20 protein-coding genes are annotated in these 24,097 nt (G+C 70.2%); 10 read left to right on the forward strand and 10 right to left on the reverse strand.

Features of this window, described 5'->3' with window-relative positions:
• Window positions 1-10: 10 nt before the first annotated feature.
• Entirely contained in the window at window positions 11-553 is a 543-nt protein-coding gene (locus tag ON40_RS12605; protein ID WP_040822049.1) for a YbhB/YbcL family Raf kinase inhibitor-like protein, read from the forward strand.
• Window positions 554-787: 234 nt separating this feature from the next.
• On the opposite strand, the gene ON40_RS12610 is transcribed toward ON40_RS12605, so the two are convergent.
• The 3 genes from ON40_RS12610 to ON40_RS12620 all read right to left on the reverse strand — a co-directional run bounded on the left by ON40_RS12610 (window position 788) and on the right by ON40_RS12620 (window position 4,983).
• Window positions 788-2,614 carry an AMP-dependent synthetase/ligase gene (locus ON40_RS12610; RefSeq protein WP_040822051.1) on the reverse strand — a complete coding sequence of 609 codons (1,827 nt, stop codon included), beginning with the start codon at window positions 2,612-2,614 and terminating at the stop codon, window positions 788-790.
• Between the two features lie 267 nt (window positions 2,615-2,881).
• Entirely contained in the window at window positions 2,882-3,535 is a 654-nt protein-coding gene (locus ON40_RS12615) for a GTP cyclohydrolase II (RefSeq protein WP_051193036.1), read from the reverse strand.
• Window positions 3,532-4,983 carry a PfkB family carbohydrate kinase gene (locus tag ON40_RS12620; protein WP_040822449.1) on the reverse strand — a complete coding sequence of 484 codons (1,452 nt, stop codon included), beginning with the start codon at window positions 4,981-4,983 and terminating at the stop codon, window positions 3,532-3,534. The genes ON40_RS12615 and ON40_RS12620 overlap by 4 nt, the downstream gene beginning before the upstream one ends.
• Window positions 4,984-5,424: 441 nt before the next feature.
• Between ON40_RS12620 and ON40_RS12630 the strand changes: the two genes are divergently transcribed.
• The gene (locus tag ON40_RS12630) at window positions 5,425-5,787 is read left to right on the forward strand and encodes a hypothetical protein (protein ID WP_040822055.1); all 363 of its coding nucleotides are present in this window, start codon (window positions 5,425-5,427) and stop codon (window positions 5,785-5,787) included.
• A gap of 39 nt (window positions 5,788-5,826) precedes the next feature.
• On the opposite strand, the gene ON40_RS12635 is transcribed toward ON40_RS12630, so the two are convergent.
• The 3 genes from ON40_RS12635 to ON40_RS12645 are packed head-to-tail and all read right to left on the reverse strand — an operon-like array spanning window position 5,827 to window position 8,218.
• Window positions 5,827-6,918: a quinone-dependent dihydroorotate dehydrogenase gene (locus tag ON40_RS12635; RefSeq protein WP_040822056.1), complete on the reverse strand. Its 1,092-nt coding sequence runs from the start codon at window positions 6,916-6,918 to the stop codon at window positions 5,827-5,829.
• Window positions 6,919-6,923: 5 nt separating this feature from the next.
• A complete protein-coding gene (locus ON40_RS12640; protein WP_040822058.1) occupies window positions 6,924-7,190 on the reverse strand; it encodes a DUF5703 family protein in 267 nt (88 codons plus the stop codon).
• Window positions 7,190-8,218 carry a hypothetical protein gene (locus ON40_RS12645; RefSeq protein ID WP_083895602.1) on the reverse strand — a complete coding sequence of 343 codons (1,029 nt, stop codon included), beginning with the start codon at window positions 8,216-8,218 and terminating at the stop codon, window positions 7,190-7,192. Before ON40_RS12645 ends, ON40_RS12640 begins: the two co-directional genes overlap by 1 nt.
• Before the next feature lie 252 nt (window positions 8,219-8,470).
• On the opposite strand from ON40_RS12645, the gene ON40_RS12650 reads away from it, so the two are divergent.
• The 3 genes from ON40_RS12650 to ON40_RS12660 all read left to right on the forward strand — a co-directional run bounded on the left by ON40_RS12650 (window position 8,471) and on the right by ON40_RS12660 (window position 11,843).
• Complete coding sequence (locus tag ON40_RS12650; protein WP_040822060.1) at window positions 8,471-8,827, forward strand: hypothetical protein; 357 nt, start codon at window positions 8,471-8,473, stop codon at window positions 8,825-8,827.
• A 243-nt stretch (window positions 8,828-9,070) separates the two neighbouring features.
• Entirely contained in the window at window positions 9,071-9,622 is a 552-nt protein-coding gene (locus ON40_RS12655; RefSeq protein WP_083895603.1) for a WKL family lipoprotein, read from the forward strand.
• A gap of 40 nt (window positions 9,623-9,662) precedes the next feature.
• Window positions 9,663-11,843, forward strand: a complete 2,181-nt coding sequence (locus ON40_RS12660; RefSeq protein ID WP_245567779.1) for an MMPL family transporter — start codon at window positions 9,663-9,665, stop codon at window positions 11,841-11,843.
• A gap of 12 nt (window positions 11,844-11,855) precedes the next feature.
• On the opposite strand, the gene ON40_RS12665 is transcribed toward ON40_RS12660, so the two are convergent.
• The 4 genes from ON40_RS12665 to ON40_RS12680 all read right to left on the reverse strand — a co-directional run bounded on the left by ON40_RS12665 (window position 11,856) and on the right by ON40_RS12680 (window position 16,749).
• Window positions 11,856-12,695, reverse strand: coding sequence for a heme ABC transporter ATP-binding protein (locus ON40_RS12665; RefSeq protein ID WP_083895605.1), 840 nt, complete (start codon window positions 12,693-12,695; stop codon window positions 11,856-11,858).
• 76 nt (window positions 12,696-12,771) lie between these two features.
• Window positions 12,772-13,794: a FecCD family ABC transporter permease gene (locus ON40_RS12670; protein ID WP_051193085.1), complete on the reverse strand. Its 1,023-nt coding sequence runs from the start codon at window positions 13,792-13,794 to the stop codon at window positions 12,772-12,774.
• 725 nt (window positions 13,795-14,519) lie between these two features.
• On the reverse strand, window positions 14,520-15,581 hold the full coding sequence (locus ON40_RS12675) for a heme/hemin ABC transporter substrate-binding protein (RefSeq protein ID WP_051193037.1): 1,062 nt from the start codon (window positions 15,579-15,581) through the stop codon (window positions 14,520-14,522).
• Between the two features lie 208 nt (window positions 15,582-15,789).
• Window positions 15,790-16,749 (reverse strand): aldo/keto reductase, encoded by a 960-nt coding sequence (locus ON40_RS12680; protein WP_040822465.1) that lies wholly within the window; start codon window positions 16,747-16,749, stop codon window positions 15,790-15,792.
• Window positions 16,750-17,041: 292 nt separating this feature from the next.
• On the opposite strand from ON40_RS12680, the gene ON40_RS12685 reads away from it, so the two are divergent.
• From ON40_RS12685 to ON40_RS12705, 5 genes are all read left to right on the forward strand, one after another.
• The gene (locus ON40_RS12685) at window positions 17,042-17,818 is read left to right on the forward strand and encodes a histidine phosphatase family protein (RefSeq protein WP_040822065.1); all 777 of its coding nucleotides are present in this window, start codon (window positions 17,042-17,044) and stop codon (window positions 17,816-17,818) included.
• 29 nt (window positions 17,819-17,847) lie between these two features.
• Window positions 17,848-18,432 (forward strand): DUF3090 domain-containing protein, encoded by a 585-nt coding sequence (locus ON40_RS12690; RefSeq protein ID WP_040822467.1) that lies wholly within the window; start codon window positions 17,848-17,850, stop codon window positions 18,430-18,432.
• A gap of 3 nt (window positions 18,433-18,435) precedes the next feature.
• A complete protein-coding gene (locus ON40_RS12695; protein WP_040822067.1) occupies window positions 18,436-19,275 on the forward strand; it encodes an SCO1664 family protein in 840 nt (279 codons plus the stop codon).
• A gap of 158 nt (window positions 19,276-19,433) precedes the next feature.
• Complete coding sequence (gene mshC / locus ON40_RS12700; RefSeq protein ID WP_040822069.1) at window positions 19,434-20,672, forward strand: cysteine--1-D-myo-inosityl 2-amino-2-deoxy-alpha-D-glucopyranoside ligase; 1,239 nt, start codon at window positions 19,434-19,436, stop codon at window positions 20,670-20,672.
• A gap of 424 nt (window positions 20,673-21,096) precedes the next feature.
• Entirely contained in the window at window positions 21,097-24,075 is a 2,979-nt protein-coding gene (locus tag ON40_RS12705; RefSeq protein ID WP_169541854.1) for a crotonase/enoyl-CoA hydratase family protein, read from the forward strand.
• Window positions 24,076-24,097 lie beyond the last annotated feature (22 nt).

Below are 24,097 nucleotides of genomic sequence, written 5' to 3' on the forward strand. Positions count from 1 at the left end.
GGACGGCCCCGTGCCCGACTATTCCTACAACCCGTACGCGTCGCTGCCGCAACTGCCGACGTTCGAGCTGACCTCGGCCGATGTGAGTGACGGCAGCGCGTTCGCCATCGAGCAGGCCAGTGGCGCGTTCGGTGTGCCCGGCGGTAAGGATGTGTCCCCGCAGCTGTCGTGGTCGGGTTTCCCGGCCGAGACCAAGAGCTTCGCGGTGACCGTGTTCGATCCGGACGCTCCGACCGCATCGGGGTTCTGGCACTGGGCCGTGGCCGATATCCCGGTCACGGTCACCTCGCTGGAGGGCGGCGCAGGCAGCTCGGGCGGCACGCTGCCCGCCGGAGCAGTGCAGTTGAACAACGACGGCGGTTTCCCCGGATTCGTCGGCGCGGGACCCCCGCCCGGGCACGGCTACCACCGGTATTTCATCACCGTGCACGCGGTGGACGTGGAGAGCCTGGGCGTGGGCGCGGACGCGACTCCTGCGTTCCTGGGCTTCAACCTGTTCTCGCACGCCATCGGTCGCGCGCAGATCGTCGCGACGTTCGAAGTCAAGGGCTGATTCCGGCTCGATAGTGTGGCCCCGGACGTATTGTCCGGGGCCACAGTGCATTTCGCGTGCTCAGCGCTGAGCATCGGATGCGTTGGGCGCAAATGTCGCCTGCTGGGGCCGATATCACGAAGCAACCAGGCCCGGCCGCACCTGTTCCGCGCTGTCGGCTCGGGTGATGCGTGGGTCGACGGCGGAGGTGTCGGGGCCGCAACGGGATTCGCCCCGGGACGCGGCCGTAGATCGTTATCCGAGGCTGACGACTCCGTCAGGGACCGGATCGGCATACAGCGCGGTGATCTCGGCGGCGTATTTCGCGGCGATGGGTGCGCGTTTGAGTTTGAGGGTGGGGGTGATCTCCTCGCCGCCGGGTTCCCAGGCGCGGGGCACGATCCGGAACCGTTTGATCTGTTCGACGCGCGCGAGTCGGGTGTTGCCGGATTCGACCGCGGTGCGGACCTCGGCGAGGATCTGCGGGTGCGCGCACAGTTCGGCGAGTCCGGCTTCGGGTGTGCCGAATGTCTTGGCGCGCAGCGCGGCGGTGTCGGGGTCGAGCACGATCAGCGCGCTGACGTACGGTTTCGCATCGCCGATGGCCACGGCCTGCGCGATGAGCGAGGACGCCGAAGCGATGGCGTTCTCGATGTTGGTGGGGGAGATGTTCTTTCCCGCCGCGGTGATGAGCAGTTCCTTCTTACGGTCCACGATCGTGACGTAGCCGTCCTCGGCGATGGTGGCGATATCGCCGGTGTGCAGCCAGCCTTCGGCATCGAGCGCTTCGGCGGTCTTGTCCGGCATGCCGCGGTAGCCGTGGGTGACGATGGGTCCGCGGATCAGCAGCTCACCGTCATCGCTGAGGCGTACCTGCATCCCGTCCATGACCCGGCCCACCGAGCCGGGCCGGGGTGCGTCGAGTTCGGTGTAGGTGCCCACGCCGCTGGTTTCGGACATGCCCCACACTTCGGTGACCGTGAAACCCAGTCCCAGAAGGTATTCCAGCGTTTCGGGCGGGATGGCCGCCGCGCCGGAGGACGCGACACGCAATTCGTCCAGGCCGAGTGCGCGGCGCAGGGTGGACAGCACCAGTGCGTCGGCGATCCGATGTTGCACCGCCAGAGTCGGATTCACGCCCTTGCGAGCCAATCGTGCTCGCGCGTGGGCGATTCCGACGCCGATCGCCCAGCCTGCCAGTGCCGTGCGCAGCGGGCTCGGTTCGGCGGCGAGCGTGGCATCGATGCCGGCTTTGATCTTCTGCCACACCCGGGGGACGCCGAAGAAGGTGGTGGGACGGGCGTCGGGCAGTGCGGCGGCGATCTCGCGGGCGTCGGGGACGCAGGTGATCGTGATGCCGGTGAAAAGGTTCATGCAGTGCCCGGAGATCCGGTCCGCGACGTGCGCGGAGGGGAGGTAGGAGACGGCGCGGTCGTCCGGGCCGACCCGCATCGGGCCCTGCAGCCCGGTGATCTGGGCGATGACGTTCTCGTGCGTGAGTTCCACGCCCTTGGACGGTCCGGTGGTGCCGGAGGTGTAGATCAGGGTGGCCAGATCCTGCGGCTGCACCGCGCGCCAGGCGGCGTCGAAGTCGAAATCGGGCGCGGGATTCGACTCGACCTCGCTGAGCGGCACGGTGCCCTCGGCGGCACTGTCGACCAGCACGATGTGCTCGAGTTCGATGCCCGAACCGCGCACCGCGTCCAGGAATGCGCGTTCGGTGATGACGATCGTGTTGCCCGCGTTGGTGAACACGTGTGCGATCTGCTCGGGTGAGCTGGTGTTGTACACCGAGAACGGTGTCGCGCCCACATGCAGTACCGCGGTGTCGGCCAGATTGAATTCGGGCCGGTTGGTGAGCATGATGCCGACCGTATCGCCGTGGCGCACACCGAGTCCGGCCAGTCCGGCCGCGATCGCGCGGACCCGGCGATCGTAGTCGGCCCAGGTGATCTGCACGGTCCCGCCGACCGTGCGCAGGGCCACCTGATGCGGGCGCAGCCGCAGGGTTTCCTGGAACGCCTGCGGCACGGTGCGCACCGCCGCGCCGGACTGATGTGTGTAGCTGATCTGAGTGCTCATATCCCTGTCCCGATACCTCGTGCGGGCCGAGCCGGGGCGACGCTCCGCACGGTGTGCGCAACGAGCTCGACCCACAGGGTGTCGGTGATCACATGGCCGATCGCGACTCCGGCGTCACGTCACCGAGTGACGCGGCTCACTCATGGTATCGGCCATGACGTCGCTCGCAGGGTTATCGCACGATCGCCGAACGCGACGTCACACGCGCGTCAGCACCATCGGTGGCCTCGGACGTTCGCTCCGCACGAACGCTGCCGAGGCGAACGTTCAGGCCAGGTCCGGCGCCCAGGGTGCGTCGTCGGTGGGGATCCAGTGGTGGCGGTGGCGGCGTTTGGCGTCGAGGTAGTCGCTGGCGCGTTCGCTCAGGGCGGTGGTGCGCAGGGGCACGACGGTGACGGTGAGGCCGGTGCCGGTGACCGCGGCGGCCTTGGCCGGGTTGTTGGTGAGCAGTTGGATCCGGCCGATTCCGAGGGTGACCAGCAGCTTGTACAGGCTTTGCGCCGCGCCGGTGTAGCTGCGCGCATCTGCGGGATAGCCCAGCGCCTCGTAGCTGGTGAAGGTGTCGGTGCCGCATTGTTCGCTGTGCCGGTAGCCGCGGGCCTTGGCCAGCAGGCCCAGGCCACGGCCCTCCTGTTCGAGGTAGACCAGCACGCCCGCCCCGGCGCCCTGGATCATGTCCAGGGATTTGTCCAGCTCGGGGCCGCAGTCGCAGTCGTCCGAGCGCAGCGACTCCCCGTACAGGCAGCGGGAATGGATGCGAACCAGGCAGTTCTCGGCCGGTCGGCCGAATACCAGGAGGTGGCCGTGGTCGGTGACGCCGCCGATCTCGTGCACCTGTAACGGCAGTTCGCGGCCCCCGCGGCTGAAGGTGTGCTCGGTGTCCGCGGGGGATCCGATGGGCGGGGGCAGGACAGTGGTCAACGTTCCTCCGAAGCGAGTTTCACGATGTGGTCGATCCGGTCGGCCGGCGGCATGGCACTGGGAACATCATCGAGCGACTGTGTGGCTACCATCGCGGCTGTCGCCCAGGTGAAGTCGCCCGTATCGGCGGGGTGCCGCGACCGCAGCAGACGATACGCCAGCGCGGCGGAGAATGCGGCATGAGCACCGGGCGAGCCGGTGAGCAGTGCGGGAAATGGGGGGATGTCCACGTTCAACCGGTCCGAACGTACCGAACAGCCGAAATCGTCGATGCTGCAGACGGTTTCCACACCGTGCATGCGCAATTGCCAGGCCGCCTCGGCGGTGCCGGTAAGCATGCGCAGCTCGTCGCTGCTGCCGATGAGGTAGTCCACCACGCGCAGATGCGGGTAGAGCCGTTCGGGGCGGGTCACCGGGGGCGCGGCGTGCACGATCAGGGTGGGGCGTGGTTCGAGTGCGCCGACGGTGGCCAGGACGTGTTCCAGGATGGGCACGGGTTGTTCGAAACTCATCAGCACCGCATCCGCGCTGCGCAGCGTCCGGTGCGTGGCGGGGGAGTTGAGATCCTCGGCGGTCAGGACGGCGGGGTCGGCCTTGCAGGCGATGATGGCCTGCTCTCCCGACGGGGCGACGATCACCGCGGTGACCGGGGTCGGGGTGCTCGGGACGATCTTGATCAGGTCGGTGCGGACCTGCTGGTCGTGCAGGAAGTCCAGGATCTGGCGGCCGGCCTCGTCGTCGCCGACCGCGGCCATCAGGTGCACCTCGAGCCCCAGGCGCGCGAGCGCTACCGCGCGTGCCAGGCCCTTGCCGCCGGGGTGGGCGATGAAACTGCCGGTGGCGGTGCTGTGCGCCTGGGGGATGCGCTCGACGCGGTAGAGGTGGTCGATCACCGCGTCGCCCACGACGGTGACTCGGCCGCGGACCTGGTCGCCGGTGGCCGCGGTGGTGTCGGCCGGGTGTGATCCGTAGGTGGTGCCGTCCACCAGCAGGCGCGCGAGTTCGGTGAAGGCGCGGTGCTCGGGGGTTCGGCGTAACTGGCTGAGTGTCGGTGCGGGCGGGATGGTCTCGGCCTGGACCGCTTCGTGCAGGGGCCGCCACTGCTGGCACAGGTATTCCCGGCGCGCGCCGAGATCCTCGGCGTAGAGGCGCTCGGGGTCGATCTGTGCGGAGCGGGTGTCATCGAGCAGGCCCAGGGCCAGTTCGGCGTCGGCGATGAGACGGTCGGTGGCGGGCATGCGCCGGACCATCTCGCGCAGGACCGGCGCCACCGCGTCCTGGTGGCGCAGCCCGAGGCGGTCCGCGTGCTGTGCGACGACGCGCAGATCCAGCAGGGCCGCGGCGTCGATCTCGGTGCTGTCCAAGCGATTCGAGCGCAGGCCGCGGCGTTTGCGCAGCCGGGACAGCACATTGCGCACGGCCTCGATCGCCGCGTCGTTTCCGGCCATGGGACCGACCACCTCCGTTCCGGTGCGCTGATCGCCGGATCGGATGCGAGACCGACAAACCGGCGATTGCCGGTTTATCGACCATCAATTCCGGCAATTCCCAACTTATCCCGACATTTGTCGCTGTGGAACGGCAAGTGCCATAATGAAATCGACGATCTCGAGCGCCCCTGCTCCGGGGAGGTCATCATGCTGGGAGCGATTCGACCCAGGCGGTGTATCCGCCGGCGACGGTCGATCCGGGTCGACGGCGAGTCCGACGTGGCCGCGGTCGGTGCCCATCTGTGGATTCATTGACCGCGCACGAGCAATGCCGGGCCCGCGCGTCCGGCCAGACGATCACCTACACAGCACGTTCTCGGCGCTTGCGGCCGATCGCGTGAGTAGGCCCTTTTCCGGTGCAGCATCCCGACTGCCCGGCGGCACACGAGAGGAGAACTCGTGACCATCGAGACGACCCCCTGGGCGATGATCAGCGATCGCACACCCGAGCACGCGTGGCGGGTGGTCGCTGTGGGCGCGGCGGTCTGGCGGCTGAGCTGGCTGCCCGATCACCGGCTCACCTTCGAACAGGCCCGCGCGGGCATGGAGTTGGACGAGCTGCTCAGCGACCCGGCCGTGGTGCACGACATGGAGGCGCATCGCCAGGTGTCGGTGCATTCGGCCACCCTCGGTGTGCGCTACGAGCACGCGGTGCTGCTGCTGGCGCGCCGGATGCTCGAGCGGCTGCGGCGGCATTCGGGCGGGCGCACCCCGCGCGAGACCGAACCGGTGTTGTCGGGGTGGATGACGCCGAGCCTGTGAGCAGGCCTGCCACGCGGGGCCTGTGCGGTCGGTCCAGGGTCAGGAGTGGCCCGCGCCGACCGCGTCGGCGATGGCGGTGTAGCCGTCCGCGCGCAGCCGCGCGGCCAGGCCGCGATGCAGGTGGCGAGTCCACAGCGGCCCGCCGTAGATGAATCCGGTGTAGCCCTGCAGCAGGGTCGCACCGGCCAGGATGCGTTCGTAGGCATGGTCGGCGGTTTCGATTCCGCCGACCGAGATCAGCACCAGCCGGTCGCCGACCCGCGCGTACAGCCGGCGCAGCACCTCGAGGGCGCGCTCGGCGACCGGCGGGCCCGACAGCCCGCCCGCACCCATCGCGGCGACCTGATCGGCGGGGGTGTGCAGGCCCTCGCGCCCGACGGTGGTGTTGGCGGCGACGATCCCGGCCAGGCCGAGTTCCACGGCCAGATCCGCGACCGCGTCGATGTCCTCGTCGGACAGATCAGGGGCGATCTTCACCAGTACCGGCACGCGACGTGCATCGCTGCCCTCGGCGAGGCACTCCAGGACCGCGGCCAGCAGCGGGCGCAGTGATTCGACCGCTTGCAGGTCGCGCAGGCCCGGGGTGTTGGGGGAGCTGACGTTGACCACGACGAAATCCGCGAGCGGGCCCAGCAGCCGGGCGCTGGTGACGTAGTCCTGCGCGGCCTGTTCGGCGGGCACGATCTTGGTCTTGCCGATGTTCGCGCCGATCGGCACACCGCCGGGGCGCCGGTCGCGCAGTCGCTGTGCCGCCGCGGCCGCACCCTCGTTGTTGAACCCCATCCGGTTGATCAGCCCCCGGTCCGCGGGCAGCCGGAACAGCCGTGGGGCCGGGTTGCCCGGCTGCGCCCGCGCGGTGACCGTGCCGACCTCCGCGAAACCGAAACCCAGTGGGCCCCAAGCGTTCACGCCCTCGGCGTTCTTGTCGAACCCGGCAGCCAATCCCACCGGTGCGGGGAACCGCACCCCGAACGCGGTGGTGGCCAGGATCGGATCGTCGGTGACCGCCAGGCGGGCCAGGATCGCGCGAGTGGGTGCGAAGCTGGTCGCCAGGCGCATCGCGGCGAACGCCAGGTGGTGGATTCGTTCGGGAGGTAGCAGGAACATCAAGCGCAGCAACAGCGAATACATGCGGCTCACATCCCCGGTTCCGGCGCCGGGAGGGAGGTCTTGCGCCGCCGCAGTAGCACGCGGCGGCTGCCGTCGGTGTACGCGCGGACCCGCGAGAGTTCCCAGCCGCCGTACTCGGCGTGGATGGACAGCCGGATCGATGCGGTCACCCGATTGACCTCCGGGGGTAATCGCAACGGTATGTACTCCCATTCCCCGTCGTCGCTGAGCTCCTCCCAGCTCGCCGGAATCGACCGCCTGCCGTGTGAACGGTGCGCAGAGGCCCGAGCCATCACTGCCCTCTCTTCCTCTCGTCCGCGCCGATCCGCTGCAGACCGTCGCCGGTCGCGGACCCCACGAACAGGTCGCCGGTGCGGGAGTCGACAGTCACCGAGTTCGGCTGGCGCACGCTGGCGTAGCGACCCACCTCCACCGGTATACCCGTCGACAGGTCGAACCCGGCGATCTGATTGCTACCGGTGAGGGTGACCCACACGGTCTCGGACCGCTGATCATAGGCCAGCGCGTAGGGCGCGGAGGCCAGCGGGAACATCTGACGCATCACCAGCGGATCGGCGGTGTACACCAGCAGCGCGCCGCCCGCGGTGTCGGTGACCAGCATCCGCCCGAAGTGATCGGTGATGACGTTGGTCGCGCCCTGTCCGGCGCGCAGGGCCAGTCCGGGGCGCGCGCGGGCGATATCGGCCTGGGTCAGGGTGGTCTGAGCGCGGTCGAGCACCACGACCGCGTTGCCGGGCGCGACGATCTGCTCGCCGCTCATCCCGTTGATCGTGTGCACCACGTGCCCGTCCGCGGCCAGGATCAGCACCCGGCCCTCGGCCAGGGCGACGGCCTCGGTGCCGTCGGGACGCTGGGCGACCGAACGGACCTGCCCGTCCACCGCGGTCGCGTGCACGGTGCCCGCGGCCACGTCGATGTGCAGCACCGTGCGTCCGGCCGCGGCCAGGACCTGTCCGGCCGGTCCGGGCACGAGCGCGTTCGTGCGCGCGGGCAGGGTGAGGGTGCGCTCGGGTGCCGCGCCGGTGGGGTCCTGGATGTGCACGGTGACGCCGTCGCCGTCCAGCAGCACCAGATCTCCGGTGGCGGGTTCGGCGAGCAGGGCGTCGAGGGGCCCGGACGCGGTGACCGTGCCCGCGGGGGCGGTGTGCTGGACCGGTGCGGTCGCGGCGCTGGCCGGCGCAGCGGAGGGGGTGCTGTCGCTGCTGCTGGAATGCTTGGCGCAGCCGCTCAGCAGTGCCGCCGCCGCGACCGCCGCCAACGCCGCCGCACACACCGATCGGCTCACACCGTGAGCGCGCATAGTCCGAACTCCTTCTCACCTGCCACCGGTGCGCTGTCGGCGCCGCCGCGGACCGTGCGCGGTGACCTGTGGTCGCCGCGGGTGGCCCGGCCCGCTCATGCGGGCTTTCTTATCTGACCATGATCGCGGACCGGACCGGCTCGCCGGGGTGGTTCCGGGCCGACGGGCGCGTCGCGGGCGCGCGTCGGTGTGGGTTCGTCGGTGCCCGGCGTTACGGTGGACGAGCGTATACGGCCAGATCAGGAGAGTCGGTTGAGCACAGAACCACCGTGCGGTTTTTCCGTCGAGGACATCACCGTCGGCGCGTTCGCGCACGGGTTCGGCACCACTGCGGACGGACGCTCGTTCGCGTTCCGCACCGTGCGCGGCACACTGACCCTCGAGATCTACCGCAACGACACCCCCACGCAGGTCCCCGGCCCGGAGGATGTGACCGCCCTCGCGCGGGCCCGGGTCACCGACATCGACCTGGACGACGAGCGCAGCGTGATCGCCCTGGTGCACGATCTGATCCCGACCGCGGTGCCGGTGATCCCCGACGCCCGCCGCGAGCCCGCCACGGTGCGCGCGCTGCTGCTGCGCCTGAGCGCGGTCATCGACAGCATGTGATCGCCTGGGCCCCAACGCATCTCGCTCACCGGATCGCGGTGCCCCGGCCCGCCCGCGCCGGTGGCCGCGCCCGGCCGGGCCGCGAACACGCCGGACCGCCCGAGCGTCCGCGAGCCGGATGGTTCACCTACCTTGGTGGGTGTGAACGCTCGGCCGGGTCGAACCGCAGCCGATGGCATATCCGCATGACGGACTGGTGGGACAGTGAGAAGTACGGTTAACTTCGAGGCCGTGAGGATGGCTATGGCAGGGCGAGGAACGTCCCGGCGGGTACGAATCAGCGGTGCGCTCGCGGCGGTGGCCGCGCTGGCTGTGCTGACCACGGCGTGCAGCAGCGATCCGGACGAGGCATCGGTGGCCGCGGCCCGATCCTCCGCCTACGCCGCGCTGACCTCCTCCTCGCAGGCCGCAGCCGCCAGTTCGGCGAACCGGCCGCCGATCCCGACCGCCGCGCAACTGGACACCCAGCTCAAACGCGCCCTGGATCCCGCACTGCCGGACAGTGATCGCACGAACCTGATCCAGGACGGCGCGGCGTTCCGCTCGGCCATCCCCGACATGTACAAGGCGCTGCACGAACATCCCAACGCGGTGTACGGGGTGGTGGACCCGGTGTTCGACAACCACGACGGCACCCTGACCGCGACCCTGCGCCTGGACAAGGACGGCAGCGGGGAGAACGTGCGCACCACCGTCATGCACTTCATCGATGTCGACGGCACGTGGAAGATCTCCCGCACCGACCTGTGCGGCATCCTGCGCTCGGCGGACTACCAGACCCCGGCCTGCGGCTGATCCGGGCCTGGGCGGAACGGGAAAACGATTGAGCCGCACAGTGACCGAGCATGTGAGCAGCGAGCCCGCGCGCACCGAACAGAGCCGATTCCGGGGGCTGTCGCTGTGGTGGGGCCGGTTCGTGCACCGCCACCGGTATCCGGTGCTGGCGGTGTTCATCCTGCTGGTCGCGGTGTCCGGGTTCTACGGCCGCGATCTGGGACCCCGCCTGACCCAGGGCGGCTGGTTCGACGACCACAGCGAATCGGTGGTCGCCTCGCAACTGGCCGATGAGACCTTCGGCCGGGACACCGACGCCGATGTGATCGTCCTGTACACCGCCCCGCCGGGGCACACCCTCGACGATCCGGCCGTCCACGACGCGATCGGCACCGCCCTGACGAATCTGCACGCCCGGTACCCGGACCGGATCAAGAAGATCGACAGCTATTTCGACGGCCCGATGATGGGCCGGTTCGCCGACGCCACCCGCACACACGCGTTCGCCAGCATCGGACTGCGCGGGCAGGACACCGAAACGGTGAACAACTACCTGGCCATCGAGGACCAGCTCGGCGCGGGCGCGGGCGCGGGCGCGGCCGGGGCGGGACCGGGCGGCACGACGGTGCAGCTGGCCGGGCTGCAACCGGTGGTCGAGGGCATCAATCTCGGGATGCAGCACGACATCCGGCGCGCCGAGCTGATCGCACTACCACTGGTGGCGATCCTGCTGTTCTTCGTGTTCGGCGGCGTGGTCGGGGCACTGCTGCCGGTGCTGATCGGCGGGATGACCGTACTGGGCACCCAGGGCATCATCCGGGCGCTGACCGACGTGATCGATGTGAACGTGTTCGCCAGCGCCGTAGTGACATTGGTGAGCCTCGGGCTGGCGATCGATTACGGACTCTTCGCGGTGACCAGATTCCGGGAAGAACTCGCCGCCGGGCACACCGTGGAGGAGGCCACCGCCGCCACCGTGGCGACCGCGGGACGCACCGTGCTGTTCTCCGCGGCGATCATCGCGGTGAGCCTGGGCGCGCTGTTCATCTATCCGCATCAGGTGCTGCGGTCGGTGCCCTACGGCGGGATCAGTGCGGTGCTGCTGGCCGCGGTGTTGTCGGTGACCGCGCTGCCGGCGCTGCTGAGCATCGTGGGCACCCGGGTGGACATGTGGGGCTGGCATCGCCTCGCCAGCGTGCGCAGCGCCGACCCGGCGGAGATCTCCCCGACGTTGCGCGATCAGCGCGGGCAAGGGTTCTTCTCGGATCTGGCGTTGTTCGCGATGCGCCGTCCGGTGCGGGTGATCGTGCCGGTGGTGCTGGTGCTGCTGGTGCTGCTGATCCCGTTCCGGAACATCGAATTCAGTGGATTGAGCGAACGCTATCTGGCCTCGGACAATCCGGCCCGGGTGGCGCAGCAGGACTTCGACCGGCTGTTCCCGGACTTCCGCACCCAGCCGCTCAAACTCGTCGTGGTGGGCGCGAATCCGCAACAGCTCTCCGACATCCGGTTCCAGGCGAATTTCGCGCCCGGACTGACCGGGCCGTTCGAACCGACCGCGCCGACCACCCACGGCATCAACGTGCTCTCGGCCGGGCTGGTCGATCAGCAGCATCCGGACGCGGCGATCGACACCGTGCGCGCGATCCCGCATCCACCCGGTGTGCGGGTGATGGTAGCGGGGGTTCCGGCGCTCGAGCGGGACAGCATCCGCGGCCTGATCGACGGGTTGCCGCTGCTGGCGGCGATTCTGATCTGCGCGGCGATCGCGCTGATGTACGTGGCGTTCCGGTCGCTGATCCTGGCGGTGAAAGCGGTGGTGATGAGCGCGCTGAGCCTGGGAGCGACCCTGGGCGTGCTGACCTGGATCTTCGTCGAGGGGCACGGTGCCGGGCTGTTCAACTTCACCGCGGGGCCGTTGATGTTCGCGGTGCTGGTTCTGATCGTGACGGTGCTGTTCGGGCTGTCCACCGACTACGAGGTGTTCCTGCAGTCCCGGATGACCGAGGCCCGCGCGGGCGGTGCCCCGGCGCAGGAGGCGATCCGCTACGGCATCGCGCACACCGGCGGGGTCATCACCTCGGCGGCGGCGATCCTGATCGTGGTCACCGGCGCGTTCGGGTTCTCGGATCTGGTGCTGATGAAGTACGTCGCGTACGGGATGATCGCCGCACTGGTGCTCGATGCCACGGTGATCCGGCTGCTGTTGACCCCGGCGGTGCTGAAACTGGTGTGGCGCTGAGCGTTTCGCGTGTCAGCGCCGCAGCGGCAGCACCAGTTGCGCGCCGGTGACCGGATGGTCGATGACCTCCACCGGATGCTGGTAGACACGGGTCAGCAGGTCGGTGGTCAGCACCTCGCGGGGCGGACCGGCGGCGGCCAGGCGACCGTCCTGCAATACCGCGACGCTGTCGGCGTAGGCCGCGGCGATACCGAGATCGTGCAGTACCACCACGACCGCGGCTCCCGCGGCCGCGCGCGCACGGGCCAGTTGCAGCACCGCCTCCTGATGTCCCAGATCCAGTGCGGCGGTGGGCTCGTCGAGCAGCAGGGTGGTGGTGTGCTGGGCCAGCACGCGCGCCAGCGCGACGCGCGCGCGTTCGCCGCCGGACAACGCCGGGAACGTGCGTTCGGCCAGGTGCGTGACATCGGTGGCGGCCATCGCCGCAGCCACCGCGGCGAGGTCCTGGTCCTGGCGTGGGGTGCGCGCCCACGGGGCCCGGCCCATGGTGACGACCTCGCGGGCGGTGAACGGGAATCCGACGTTGTGCGTCTGTGGCAGCACCGCGCGACGACGCGCCATATCCGCCACGGCCCAGTGCGCGAGTTCGCGGCCGTCGAGTTCGACTGTGCCGGTGGCGAGTTCGAGTTCTCCGGCCAGGGCTGCGAGCAGTGTGGACTTGCCCGCACCGTTCGGCCCGACCAGCGCCAGGATCCGCCCGGCCACCACCTCGAGGTCGACGTGGTCCAGCACCCGCCGGCCGGCGCCGCGGTCCACGCTGACTTCCCGCGCCCGCAACGTCACCGTGCCCGGAGGCGGATCGTCCGGGATTCCGTGCGATCGCGCCAGCACCCGGGTGACCGCCCGTGACATCCCGCTCATCGGCACTCCTTCCACACCCTGGTCGTCTCGCCGGGCCGCGGTCCCGGACGGCATGGCATCGCGCGGCTCACGCCCAGCCTCCCGAGCGGGCGCGGGTGCGGCGCAGCAGCCAGAAGAAGAACGGGCCGCCGACCAGCGAGGTGAGCATGCCCAGCGGCAGATCCGCGTTGGTGACCAGATCGCGGGCGCCGATATCGGCGGCCAGCAGCACCACCGCACCCAGGATCGCCGAGAGCGGGATCAGCACCCGATGGGCCGGGCCCACGAGCATGCGCACCACGTGCGGCACGATCAGCCCGACGAACAGGATGATGCCGGTGAACGCCACCCCCGCGGTGGCCAGCACCGCCACCACCAGAACGACGTTGCGCCGCAACCGTTCCACATCCACGCCCAGATGCCGCGCGGCGGCCTCCCCGAGCGCGAGCAGATCCAGCCGCGGGGCCATCAGTATCGCGGCCAGCACACCGGCGGCGGTCAGCGGCGCGACCACGGCCACCGACTGCCAGGTCGCGCCGTTGAGGCTGCCCAACTGCCAGAACACGATCTGATCGCGCGCCGCGTTGGAGGCGGTGAACAGCAGAAACGACATCAATCCACCGGCGAACGCGTTGACCGCCACACCGGTCAGCACCAACGTCACGGTCTCGGTGCGTCCCCCCGACCGCGAGAGGAGATACACCAGCAGCGTCGTGCCCAGCCCGGCCACGAACGCACCCGCGGCCACCGACCACGCCGCGGCGAACGCGCCCCCGACCACGATCACCACTCCCGCGCCGACCGCCGCCCCCGCGGACACCCCGATCACGCCCGGTTCGGCCAGCGGATTGGCGAACACCCCCTGCAACAACGCACCCGCTGTCGCCAACGCCGCCCCCACCAGCAACGCCAGCACCACCCGCGGGAAACGCACCTGCAGCAACGTCACCTGCCCGGCCGGATGATGCGGCAACGGCCCCCAATCCAGCCCGACCTGATGGAACACCGTCCCGGCGACCTCCCAGGGCGTCGTGGGCACCTGCCCGATCGCCGCGGACACCAACGCCAACCCCACCAACAGCGCAACCGACACCACGAACGCGATCGTCACCCGCGAGCGCCGCCCCCGCCGCGCCGCGGGACCGCTGCCGCCCTCGCCAGGGGGCGCGGACTCGACCGCGACGGCCTGCTCTCGCTGCCTCGCCGCATCAACCGACTCCAACGGCTTCGATTCCGCTGCGGCTGCACTGTTTTCCCCCGACGCGGCCGCGGGTTCATCACCGGCCGGGTCCGGTTCGATCGAGCGAGGATCGATGCCGCTGCGGTCGGCCGGTGCAGCTTCGGCTGAGGTGCCCGCATCCTTCGACTGCTGCGCCGTGGGTCTCGATACCGGTGTACCGCTCGATCGGAGTGCCGCCGGTCCTCGTGTGCCTGTACCGATCTCGTCTGTGTGCGGCGCCTTCTCGGACACAGCGTCCGCAGGCTCGGGTTCGAGGCCATTCGAATCCTGCTGCGCGTGAGGATCGTCGCGCGGTGATGTTGCCGCAGACACCGTTGCGCCCTCTGCTGCGCGGGTTTGCGGGCCCATCGTGGTGTCGGTGGTGCGGTCTGCGCCCGAGGGTGCTGCGCTGGCGCGGGGTGCAGTCTGCGCCGGCTCGCCGCGGCGGGCTGTGTGCGGATCCGGTGTGCCGGTGCGGAATTCATCATTGCCCGGGATTCGATGCGCTGGCTGCAACTGGGCATCGACTGCCGTCGCGGGATCCTCGGGCACCGAGCGGGTGTCGATCTCGCTGTCGGTGGGACGGGTCGGTGGAAGGTCTTGTGGGGTGGGCTCGCTCATGCCGGGTGGGTGCCGTAGAGGGCGTGGGACAGGGCGGCGAGGATGCGGCCGGTGTTGGGGCCGAAGCTGAGCAGCACCGAATCGGCCATATCGATGACACGCTTGTTCTTACCGGCGTTGGTTTGCGCGACGCCGGGGACCTTGGCCAGGCCGTCCGCGCCGCCGATCGATTGCAGTCCATCGGACATGACCAGGAACGCATCGGGGTTCGCGCTGATCATCGATTCGCTGGTGATCGGCACGAACGGTTCGGTGATCCCGGCGGCCTCCCCGGCATCGGTGCCGCCCAGAGCGGTGATCAAGGCGTGCGAGCCGAATTTCGGTCCGGCCATCATGGTGATGGCGGTGCTGCGCAGGTACAGGAACGCGATCTTGGGCGCCGGATTCTGTTTGGGCACAGCGGCGGTCGCGGCATCGATCTCGTGCTGGGTGCGCTGAGCCAGCGCGGTACCGGCCTGCGGCACGCCCAGCGCGGCGGCCACGGCCTGGATCTGCGGGCCGACCCCGGCCAGGGTGCGATCGGGGTCGAAGTAGACCACGGTGATGCCGAGCGCTTTGAGCTGATCGCGAATGGTGGGCGTGGCGCTGACGGTGTCGGTCAGGAACACCGTGGGCCGTTGCGCGGCAACGGCTTCGACGTTGATGCTGCCGCTGCCGCCCGCGACGCTGGGCACATCCTTCGCGGCCGGGAACGCCGCGGCGGTGGAACGCCCGACCAGATTCGCGCCCAGTCCCAGCGCCCACACGGTCTGAGCGAGGGTGCCGTACTGGTCGACCGCGACGATGCGGCTGGCATCGGTGACGGTCACCGAGGACCCGTCGAACGAATGCACCGTCACCGGCAGCACCGGATGCGGCGCGGACCCGATCGGCACCGGGTTGGTGTCGGCCAGCGTCGCGGTGGCCGGACCGTACTGTGTCGTGCTGCCGGTCCCACCGGAGGACCCGCACGCGCCGAGCGTCGCGGCCATCGCGACGGTGAACACGGCCACGGCGATGCGGCGCACCGGCCGCGCGGATGCGGTGCGGGACGATCGGACCCGGACGAGGCAGCTCATGTAGGCAAGCCTAAGTGGTGCCCGCGCGGGCCGGACAACGACCCGCCATGCCGCGCGGCGGACCGCACCATGATCCGAATTCGGGTGCGGGGGCCCGCATCGTGTCCGGATCCGGGTGCGGCGGGCCGGAACCGACCCGCCAGCGGTCTGCACGAGGATCATCCGGCACCGCACGCAGGGTCGCGGGGCCGCGGTTCGCGCGGGCGGGTCAGATGCTGCTGACGTCGTCCAGGGCCGCGGCGATCGCCCGCGGCAGTTCCAGGGTTTCCGCGGCGAGCACACCGGTGAGCTGGCCCATATCGCGGGCGCCCACGATCAGCGAGGCGACCGCGGGCCGGTCGCGCACCCAGGCCAGCGCCACGGCCAGCGGGGAGGTGCCCAGACCGTCGGCGGCGGTGATCAGCGCGTCCACCACCCGGTCGGAGTGTTCGTCGAGGCGGTCGCGGATCTGCGCGCCGCTGGTCTCGTCCGCGCCGCGCGAATCCGCGGGCACCCCGTCCCGGTATTTGCCGGTCAGGATGCCCCAGGCCAGCGGTGTGGTGGCGATGAGCCCGACGCCGTGATGTTGCGCGGCGGGCACGATGTCGTGTTCGACACCACGCGCGAGCAGCGAGTACGGGGTCTGCGCGACGGTGATCGGCGCGGTGCCCGCCATGGTGGCCAGCTGCCAGGCGTCCAGCCCGCGCACCCCGCCGTAGCGGACCTTGCCGGACTGCACCGCGTCCTGAACGGTGGCGGTGATCTCGTCCAACGGGGTGTGCGGATCCCACGCGGCCACACTCCAGATGTCGAGATGGTCGGTGTCCAGTGCGGTGAGGGTCTGATCGAGCTGGCGCAGCAGGGTGCGCCGCGAGGCGTCCACCCGCCAGCGCGGCTCCGCGGCCGGCGCCCCGTCCGGATCGGTGACCGGCACCGGGGTGATCCCGGCACATCCGCTGATCACCAGATCGTGCCGGGGCACCAGTTCCCCGATCAGCTCACCCAGGATGCGTTGCGCCGCGCCGCCCCCGTAGGCGGGGGAGGTGTCCAGCAGCGTGCCACCGGCCTCGACGAACGCCACCAGCTGCACCGCCGCGTCGTCCGGATCGGTTTCCCTGCCCCAGGTGTGGGTGGCCAGGCCGATCCGGGAGACCCGCAGGCCGCTGCGCCCGACCGCCCGCTGTTCCATCACCGTGCGCATACTTCCGTCACATCCAAGAGCCTAGGGCCACAACCCGTTCGGACACGGCTAAGGCACGGCGAACCGCCGGAGCGATCGGTTCGGGGTGCCCGGTGATCGCGCCCACGCACCCCGATTGCGGGTCCGGGCGCACGGAACCGATCCGGCGAGTGACCCAGCACACTGCCCGAGCAGCGAAATCGTCGTCGCCGGAACCGCATTCGCCCTGAGCGTAATCGGGATCGGGTGCGTGTGCCGCTCGTCGCGTGGCCGAGACGGTGCGATCGCCTAGGCTGGGGGCATGACGGTGATCCTGCTCCGGCACGGGGTGTCGACTTCGAATACGGCTCACACCCTGTCCGGGCGCACTCCCGGAGTGGAACTCACCGAACGCGGCCGCGAACAGGCCCGCGCGCTCGCGGAACGCTTGGCTCCCTTGCCGATCGAGCACATCGTGGTCTCCCCGCTGCTGCGGTGCGCCCACACGGTGGCTCCGCTGGCGGAGAAACTGGCCCTCGAGCCGGTGACCGAGGAGCGCCTGGTGGAGGTCGACTACGGCGACTGGACCGGCCGCAAGCTGGCCGATCTGGTCAAGGAACCGCTGTGGTCGGTGGTGCAGCGGCACGCGTCGGGCGCGGTGTTCCCCGGCGGGGAGGGCCTGGCCGATGTGCAGTACCGCGCGGTGGCCGCGATCCGCGAGCACGATCGGCGCTTCGCCGAGCAGCACGGCCGCGACGCGCTGTGGGTGGCGTGCACGCACGGCGATGTGATCAAATCGGTGCTCGCCGACGCCCTGGGCATCCACCTGGACGGATTCCAGCGCCTGGTGGTGGAACCGGCCTCACTCAGCGTCGTCCGGTACACACCGGCGGGCCCGTCGGTGTGGCGCAGCAACGACACCGGCACCGACCTGTCGGCGCTGGCGACCCCCCCGGAACAGCGCTCGCGCGAACCGGCGGGCCCGGTGCCCGGCGGTGAAGTCGGCCCCGGACCGGCCGCGAACGGCGGTGCTGCGGCGGGCGAGCGCACCACCGACGCGGATAATGGGAATGCGCAACGCCCCGACTCTTTGGAGTAAGTAGTGCAGTGTGGTTTCAGGAGGTGCAGATGAGCCGAGCAATCCACGTGTTTCGCACCCCCGATCGTTTCGTTGCCGGGACCGTCGGTGAACCGGGCGATCGCTCCTTCTATCTGCAGGCCGTCGAGGAACCGCGGGTGGTCAGCGTGCTGCTGGAGAAGCAGCAGGTCAAGGTGCTAGCCGATCGGATGGGTCTGCTGCTGGACGAGGTGGCGCGCCGATTCGGCGCGAGTGTGCCGCCCCAAGCGGACGACGTGAACGACACCGGGCCGTTGCAGACCCCGATCGACGCGGAGTTCCGGGTCGGCACCATGGGGCTGGGCTGGGACGCGGACGCCAACGCGGTGGTGGTGGAGTTACTGGCGATCACCGAGACCGAGGTGGACGAGTCGGTGGTGCTGGACGACACCGAGGAGGGCCCCGACGCGGTACGGGTGTTCCTGACGCCCACCCAGGCCCGGGAGTTCGCGCTGCGCTCCACGCGGGTGATCGCGGCCGGGCGGCCGCCGTGCCCGCTGTGCGGGGAACCGCTGTCGACGAAGGGGCATATGTGTGTGCGCACCAACGGCTATAAACGCGGCGGGATCTTCGGTGCGGCCGATCTCGAGGACTGACCGGTGAGCGCCGAGACCGGCGGGCGCGGGTGCGACCCGTTCTACGGCGGTGATCTGGCGGTGATCGGGCGGGTCAGCACCGCCAGCAATCTGACGTTGGTGTGCGAGATCGGCCCCGACGGCACGGTGCGCGAATCGGCATCCGATGCTGGAGTGCGCGTGGTGTACAAACCGGTGCGCGGGGAGCGTCCGCTGTGGGATTTCCCGGACGGCACCCTCGCCGGGCGCGAGGTCGCCTCGTATCTGGTGTCCAAGGCGCTGGGGTGGACGGTGATCCCGGAGACGATCCTGCGGGAGGGCCCGCTGGGGCCGGGGATGGTGCAACGCTGGGTGGAGTCGGTGGACAACCACACCGAACGCGGCGACCGGCTCGATCTGGTGGATCTGGTGCCCGCCGGTGCGGTACCGGAGGGGTTCCGGGAGGTGCTGCGCGCGGTCGACGGGGCCGGTGCGGAGGTGTCGCTGGTGCATGCGGACGATCCGCGCCTGCAACGGATGGCGGTGCTCGATGTGCTGCTGAACAACGCCGACCGCAAGGGCGGGCACGCCCTCGAGGGCTTGGACGGCACGGTGTACGGCGTCGATCACGGTATCTGCCTGCACACCGAGCCGAAGTTGCGCACGGTGCTGTGGGGGTGGGCGGGGGAGACCGTGGACCAGGACCTGATCACCGACATCACCGCCTTCGTCGACGCGCTGCCGGGTGCGATCGGTGATTCGCTGGCCGAACACATCACCGACGAGGAGATCGAGGCGCTGCTGACCCGCGGCCGGCGATTGCGCGATGATCCGGTGATGCCGATGCCGCACACCTCACGCCCGATTCCCTGGCCCGCGTTCTGAAGATCGCCGCGCCGGTTTCGATCCGGCGAGATTGCAACGGTTGTGATTCGGCATCCGGTGCCTCGGCGCAGGTGAGCACCGGTGCCTGGGGGTGTGGCCGGGCGCGGGTGCGTGGGGGTGGCGGGCACCCGGGCCGCTGAAACCTCTACTCTCGAATCATGCAGTCCTGGTCCGATATCGCTGTCCCGACCGTCCCCGGATCCGGACCGCCGTTGCGGTTGTTCGACACCGCCGACGCGCAGGTGCGCCCGGTCACCCCCGGCTCCACCGCCACGATGTACGTGTGCGGCATCACCCCCTACGACGCAACCCATCTGGGACATGCGGCCACCTACCTGACCTTCGATCTGGTCAACCGGGTGCTGCGTGATGCCGGGCACGAGGTGCACTACGTGCAGAACGTCACCGATGTGGACGATCCGCTGTTCGAACGCGCCGACCGCGACGGAGTGGACTGGCGTGAGCTGGGCAGCCGCGAGATCGCGCTGTTCCGCGAGGATATGACCGAGCTGCGGGTGCTGCCCCCGCGCGAGTACATCGGCGCGATCGAATCGGTCGGCGAGGTCGTGGAACTGGTCGACAAGCTGCTGGCCTCGGGCGCGGCGTACGTGGTGCCCGACGAGCAGTACCCGGACGTGTACTTCCGCCACGACGCCACCGAACAGTTCGGCTACGAGTCCGGCTACGACCGCGCCACGATGGACCGGTTGTTCGCCGAGCGCGGCGGGGATCCCACCCGGCCCGGTAAGCACGACCCGATCGATGCGCTGCTGTGGCGTGCGGCGCGTCCGGGGGAGCCGTCGTGGCCCTCACCGTTCGGGGAGGGCCGTCCGGGCTGGCATATCGAGTGCGCGGCAATCGCTTTGAACCGCATCGGCCCCGAGTTCGACATCCAGGGCGGGGGCAGCGACCTGATCTACCCGCATCACGAGTACTCCGCCGCACACGCCGAAGCGCTGGTGGCAGGTCGGCGCTTCGCCCGGCACTACGTGCACGCGGGCCTGATCGGCCTGGACGGGGAGAAGATGTCCAAATCGCGCGGCAATCTGGTGTTCGTCTCCCAGTTACGCCGCACGGGCGTGGATCCCGCCGCGATCCGCCTGGGTCTGTTCGCCGGGCACTACCGGCAGGACCGCGAATGGTCCGATCAGGTTCTGGCCCAGGCACTGTCCCGGCTGGACACCTGGAAGCGCGCCGCAGCACTGACCTCGGGCCCGGACGCCACCGACACCGTCGCCCGTCTGCGCCAGCACCTCGCCGACGACCTGGACACCCCCAAAGCCCTTGCCACAGTCGACAACTGGGCCCGCGAAGCACTCGAATACGGCGGCCCGGACAGCTCCGCGCCCGCCACGATCGCCACCGCGGTGGACGCCCTGCTCGGCATCGGACTCTGAGTCCACGCCTCCCGCCGGGCCTGGACGCACTCGATCGGAATCCGGCCCTGCACGAGCGATTCGAGCGACTCCGTACAGCCGTGGCCGAGCGTGGCCCGCGGTCCGGTCAGGGTGGGGCCGATCTGCGGATCACCGAGGTGCCAGCAGCCTCAGGCGTGCCCGCTGATCCACTGATCCCTCCGTCTGCTCGCAGTGCTTGCTGATCGTTCGTCAGGGCGCCCGCCACGACGTGGAGCCAGGCCCAGCAGCCGGATTCGCCCGACATAGCGGCGCCAGGCGTCCCCGGTGTGCTCACTGCACGGGGCTTCGGCGAAGGCTGTCGATGCCCGAAGGTAGCCGGGGCGGGCGCACGCGTGCACGGTCGAATAGTCTCGTACTCGATTGAGGAGATAGGACGGTGTGAGCTGTGTCCGGTGGCGATCGAATGCGTTCGGTGCGTAAACAACTGCGTGCGGGCGGAGATCTGGCCGCGATGGTCCGCAAGAATCCGCGGATCGCTCGTGAACTGATCGCGGGAATCGTGGCGAGCAGGAACGCACCGGCTCCCGAACCGGGCACGCACGCCCCGCCGACCCCTGCCGCACCCTCGGTCGAGGAGCGGCGCGAACGGCTGGCCCCGGCCGGATTGAGCGAATTCGCCAAGACCGCGCACGCCGATCAGCTCGTGGACGCCCCGGTGGAGACCGTGGCGGCGTATCTGCGCGATCTGAACCGCCTGGGCGACTGGTTCGTCCTGCACGGCGGCTGGCGCGGCGATCCGCCCGGCACGGTCCGCGAGGGTGCGGAGTTCACGCAGCAGGCACAGATCATGGGCCTGCCGGTGGACATCGTGTGGACCGTCGTCGCGGCCGGGGACCGCGGATTCGAGCTGCGCGGGCAGGCCCCGCAGCAGGTGCGGCTGGGCTACTGGATCACCGTGTCGGGTAACGGCGAGCAGACGCTGGTGGATTTCGATGCCGGCGCGGCCGGACCACCCGTGGAGGGCCCGCTGGGCGGATCGGTGGTCCGCAGCCTCGGCGAGGCGATGCGCGAATCCCTGAACCGCCTGCCCGGGGCGATCGCCGCGGCCGGACCCGTGGACACCAAACCCGCGCGAAAGCCCGTGCTGCACACCGCATCCGGTATCGAACTGGATCCCTCGACACCGGTCCTGGTGGGCGTGGGCCAAGTGGTGCAGCGCACCCCGGACCAGGAGTACGGTGACCCGGCCGAACTCGCGGTGCAGGCACTGCGCCGCGCCGCGCAGGACACCGGCGCGGGCGAATCGGTCCTGCGCACCGCCGACGCGGTGTTCGCGGTGGCGTGCGCCTCGTGGCAGTACCGCGACCTGGGTGCGGTGGTCGCCGAACGAGTCGGGGCGGGCACGGTGGACACCGTGCAGTCCAGCACCTTCGGCGGCGACGGCGGTCAACTGGTGATCAACGAGGCCGCCGCGGCGATCGCGGCGGGCCAGTACGACCTGGTGCTGGTCACCGGCACCGAGGCCGGCGCCACCCAGGCCGCGGTCCAGCGCGCCGGAATCGATCCGGGCTGGCCCGCCCAGGATTCGGCGACCACCCCGACCCGCACCGTCGGCATCGACACACCCGCCAACAACGCCGCGGAGACCGCGGCCGGGCTGATCGCGCCGATCAACATGTACGCGCTGCTGGAATCGGCCAACCGGCATCGCCTCGGCCGCACCCCCGCCGAACACGCCGCCGCGATCGCCCGCCTGTGGTCCGGCTTCTCCGCGATCGGCGCGGCCAACGAATTCGCTTGGCAGCGTACCGAATTCACCCCGGAGCAGATCGCCACGCCCACCGCGGACAACCGCATGATCTCCACCCCCTACACCAAACTCGAATGCGCCAACCTGCAGGTCGACATGGCCAGCGGCATCATCCTGACCAGCGTCGCGGCCGCGCACGAGGCCGGAATCCCGCAGGACAAATGGGTGTTCCTGCACGCGGGCGCCTCCGGCCACGACGAATGGTTCACCAGCGAACGCGCCGAACTGGCCGCCTCCCCGGCAATCCGCACCCTCGGCGCGGCCGTGCTCTCGCACGCGGGCATCGGCGTGGACGATCTCGCGCACGTCGACCTGTACGCGTGCTTCCCGGTGGCGGTGCAGATCGCCGCACGCGAGCTGGGCTTGCCGCTCGAGGACCCGAAACGCCCGCTGTCGGTGACCGGCGGGCTCACCTTCGGCGGCGGCCCCGGCAACAACTACGGCGGACACGCGGTCGCCTCCCTGGTCACCGCACTGCGCGCGGATCCGCAGTCCTACGGGCTGTCTACCTCGCTGGGCTGGTACATCACCAAACACGCTCTGGGCATCTACTCGGCCACCCCGCCGCGCACCCCCTACCAGCATCTGACTCCCGTCATCGACAACCCGCCCGCGCGCCCGGCCCGCAGCGAATACCAGGGCCCGGCCGTGATCGAGGCCTACACCGTGCCATTCGGCCGCGACGGTGAACCCGAAGCCGCGGTACTGAGCCTCATCGCACCCGACGGCGCGCGGATCCTGCTGCGCAGCACACAATCCGAGCTGATCGGTGAACTCACCGACGGGGATCTGCTCGGCCTGCCGGTGACCGTCGCGGACGGGCAGATCACCGTGGACTCCCGCGACCGCACCGAACTGCCCCCGCCGCCACCGGCTCCGGTGCTGGTCGAACGCAGCGGACCGGTCACCATCATCACCCTGAACCGCCCGCAGGTGCGCAACGCGGTGAACCTGGCCACCGCCCTGGGTATCGAACGCGCCCTGGACGCGTTCGAAGCCGACCCCACCGCACAGGTCGCCATCATCACCGGCGCGGGCGGATACTTCAGCGCCGGAATGGACCTCAAAGCCGCCGCCACCGGCGAGGTACCGATGACCGAGGGCCGCGGCCCGCTCGGTATCACCGGCAGACCGCCCACCAAACCGCTCATCGCCGCCGTGGAAGGCCCCGCCCTGGCCGGTGGCTGCGAACTGGCGTTGTCCGCGGATCTGGTTGTCGCCGCACAGGATTCGACGTTCGGCATCCCAGAGGTCAAACGCGGCCTGGTCGCCGTCGGCGGCGGCGTGCTGCGCCTGGCGCAGCGGATCCCGCGCGCGATCGCGATGGAACTCGCGCTGACCGGCGACCCGATCACCGCCACCCGCGCCGCGGAACTGGGCCTGGTGAACGAACTCGCCGAACCCGGGCACGCCCTGGACGCGGCCCTGGCGCTGGCCGAGCGCATCGCCGTGAACGCCCCGCTGAGCATCCAGGCCAGCAAACGCATCGTCGACGAGTCCGCCGACTGGTCCACCGAGGAGGCGTTCACCCGCCAGGGTGAACTCGCCGCACCCGCACTGTCCTCCCGGGACGCGGGCGAAGGCGTGCTGGCGTTCGCGCAGAAACGCGCCCCGGTCTGGCAGGGGCGCTGACCGCGCACACCACACGCGCAGG

The organism is Nocardia jiangxiensis NBRC 101359, assembly GCF_000308615.1.
GTDB classification, from domain to species: Bacteria; Actinomycetota; Actinomycetes; order Mycobacteriales; family Mycobacteriaceae; genus Nocardia; species Nocardia jiangxiensis.

What these genes read in the sequence shown, in the direction of transcription:
- ON40_RS12680 (WP_040822465.1), bottom strand. Translation starts at nt 16,749, where the DNA reads ATGGAACAGCGGGCGGTCGGGCGCAGCGGCCTGCGGGTCTCCCGGATC.
- ON40_RS12685 (WP_040822065.1), top strand. Translation starts at nt 17,042, where the DNA reads ATGACGGTGATCCTGCTCCGGCACGGGGTGTCGACTTCGAATACGGCT.
- mshC (WP_040822069.1), top strand. Translation starts at nt 19,434, where the DNA reads ATGCAGTCCTGGTCCGATATCGCTGTCCCGACCGTCCCCGGATCCGGA.
- ON40_RS12705 (WP_169541854.1), top strand. Translation starts at nt 21,097, where the DNA reads ATGCGTTCGGTGCGTAAACAACTGCGTGCGGGCGGAGATCTGGCCGCG.
- ON40_RS12675 (WP_051193037.1), bottom strand. Translation starts at nt 15,581, where the DNA reads ATGAGCTGCCTCGTCCGGGTCCGATCGTCCCGCACCGCATCCGCGCGG.
- ON40_RS12655 (WP_083895603.1), top strand. Translation starts at nt 9,071, where the DNA reads ATGGCAGGGCGAGGAACGTCCCGGCGGGTACGAATCAGCGGTGCGCTC.
- ON40_RS12645 (WP_083895602.1), bottom strand. Translation starts at nt 8,218, where the DNA reads ATGCGCGCTCACGGTGTGAGCCGATCGGTGTGTGCGGCGGCGTTGGCG.
- ON40_RS12640 (WP_040822058.1), bottom strand. Translation starts at nt 7,190, where the DNA reads ATGGCTCGGGCCTCTGCGCACCGTTCACACGGCAGGCGGTCGATTCCG.
- ON40_RS12665 (WP_083895605.1), bottom strand. Translation starts at nt 12,695, where the DNA reads ATGTCACGGGCGGTCACCCGGGTGCTGGCGCGATCGCACGGAATCCCG.
- ON40_RS12620 (WP_040822449.1), bottom strand. Translation starts at nt 4,983, where the DNA reads ATGGCCGGAAACGACGCGGCGATCGAGGCCGTGCGCAATGTGCTGTCC.
- ON40_RS12690 (WP_040822467.1), top strand. Translation starts at nt 17,848, where the DNA reads ATGAGCCGAGCAATCCACGTGTTTCGCACCCCCGATCGTTTCGTTGCC.
- ON40_RS12635 (WP_040822056.1), bottom strand. Translation starts at nt 6,918, where the DNA reads ATGTATTCGCTGTTGCTGCGCTTGATGTTCCTGCTACCTCCCGAACGA.
- ON40_RS12610 (WP_040822051.1), bottom strand. Translation starts at nt 2,614, where the DNA reads ATGAGCACTCAGATCAGCTACACACATCAGTCCGGCGCGGCGGTGCGC.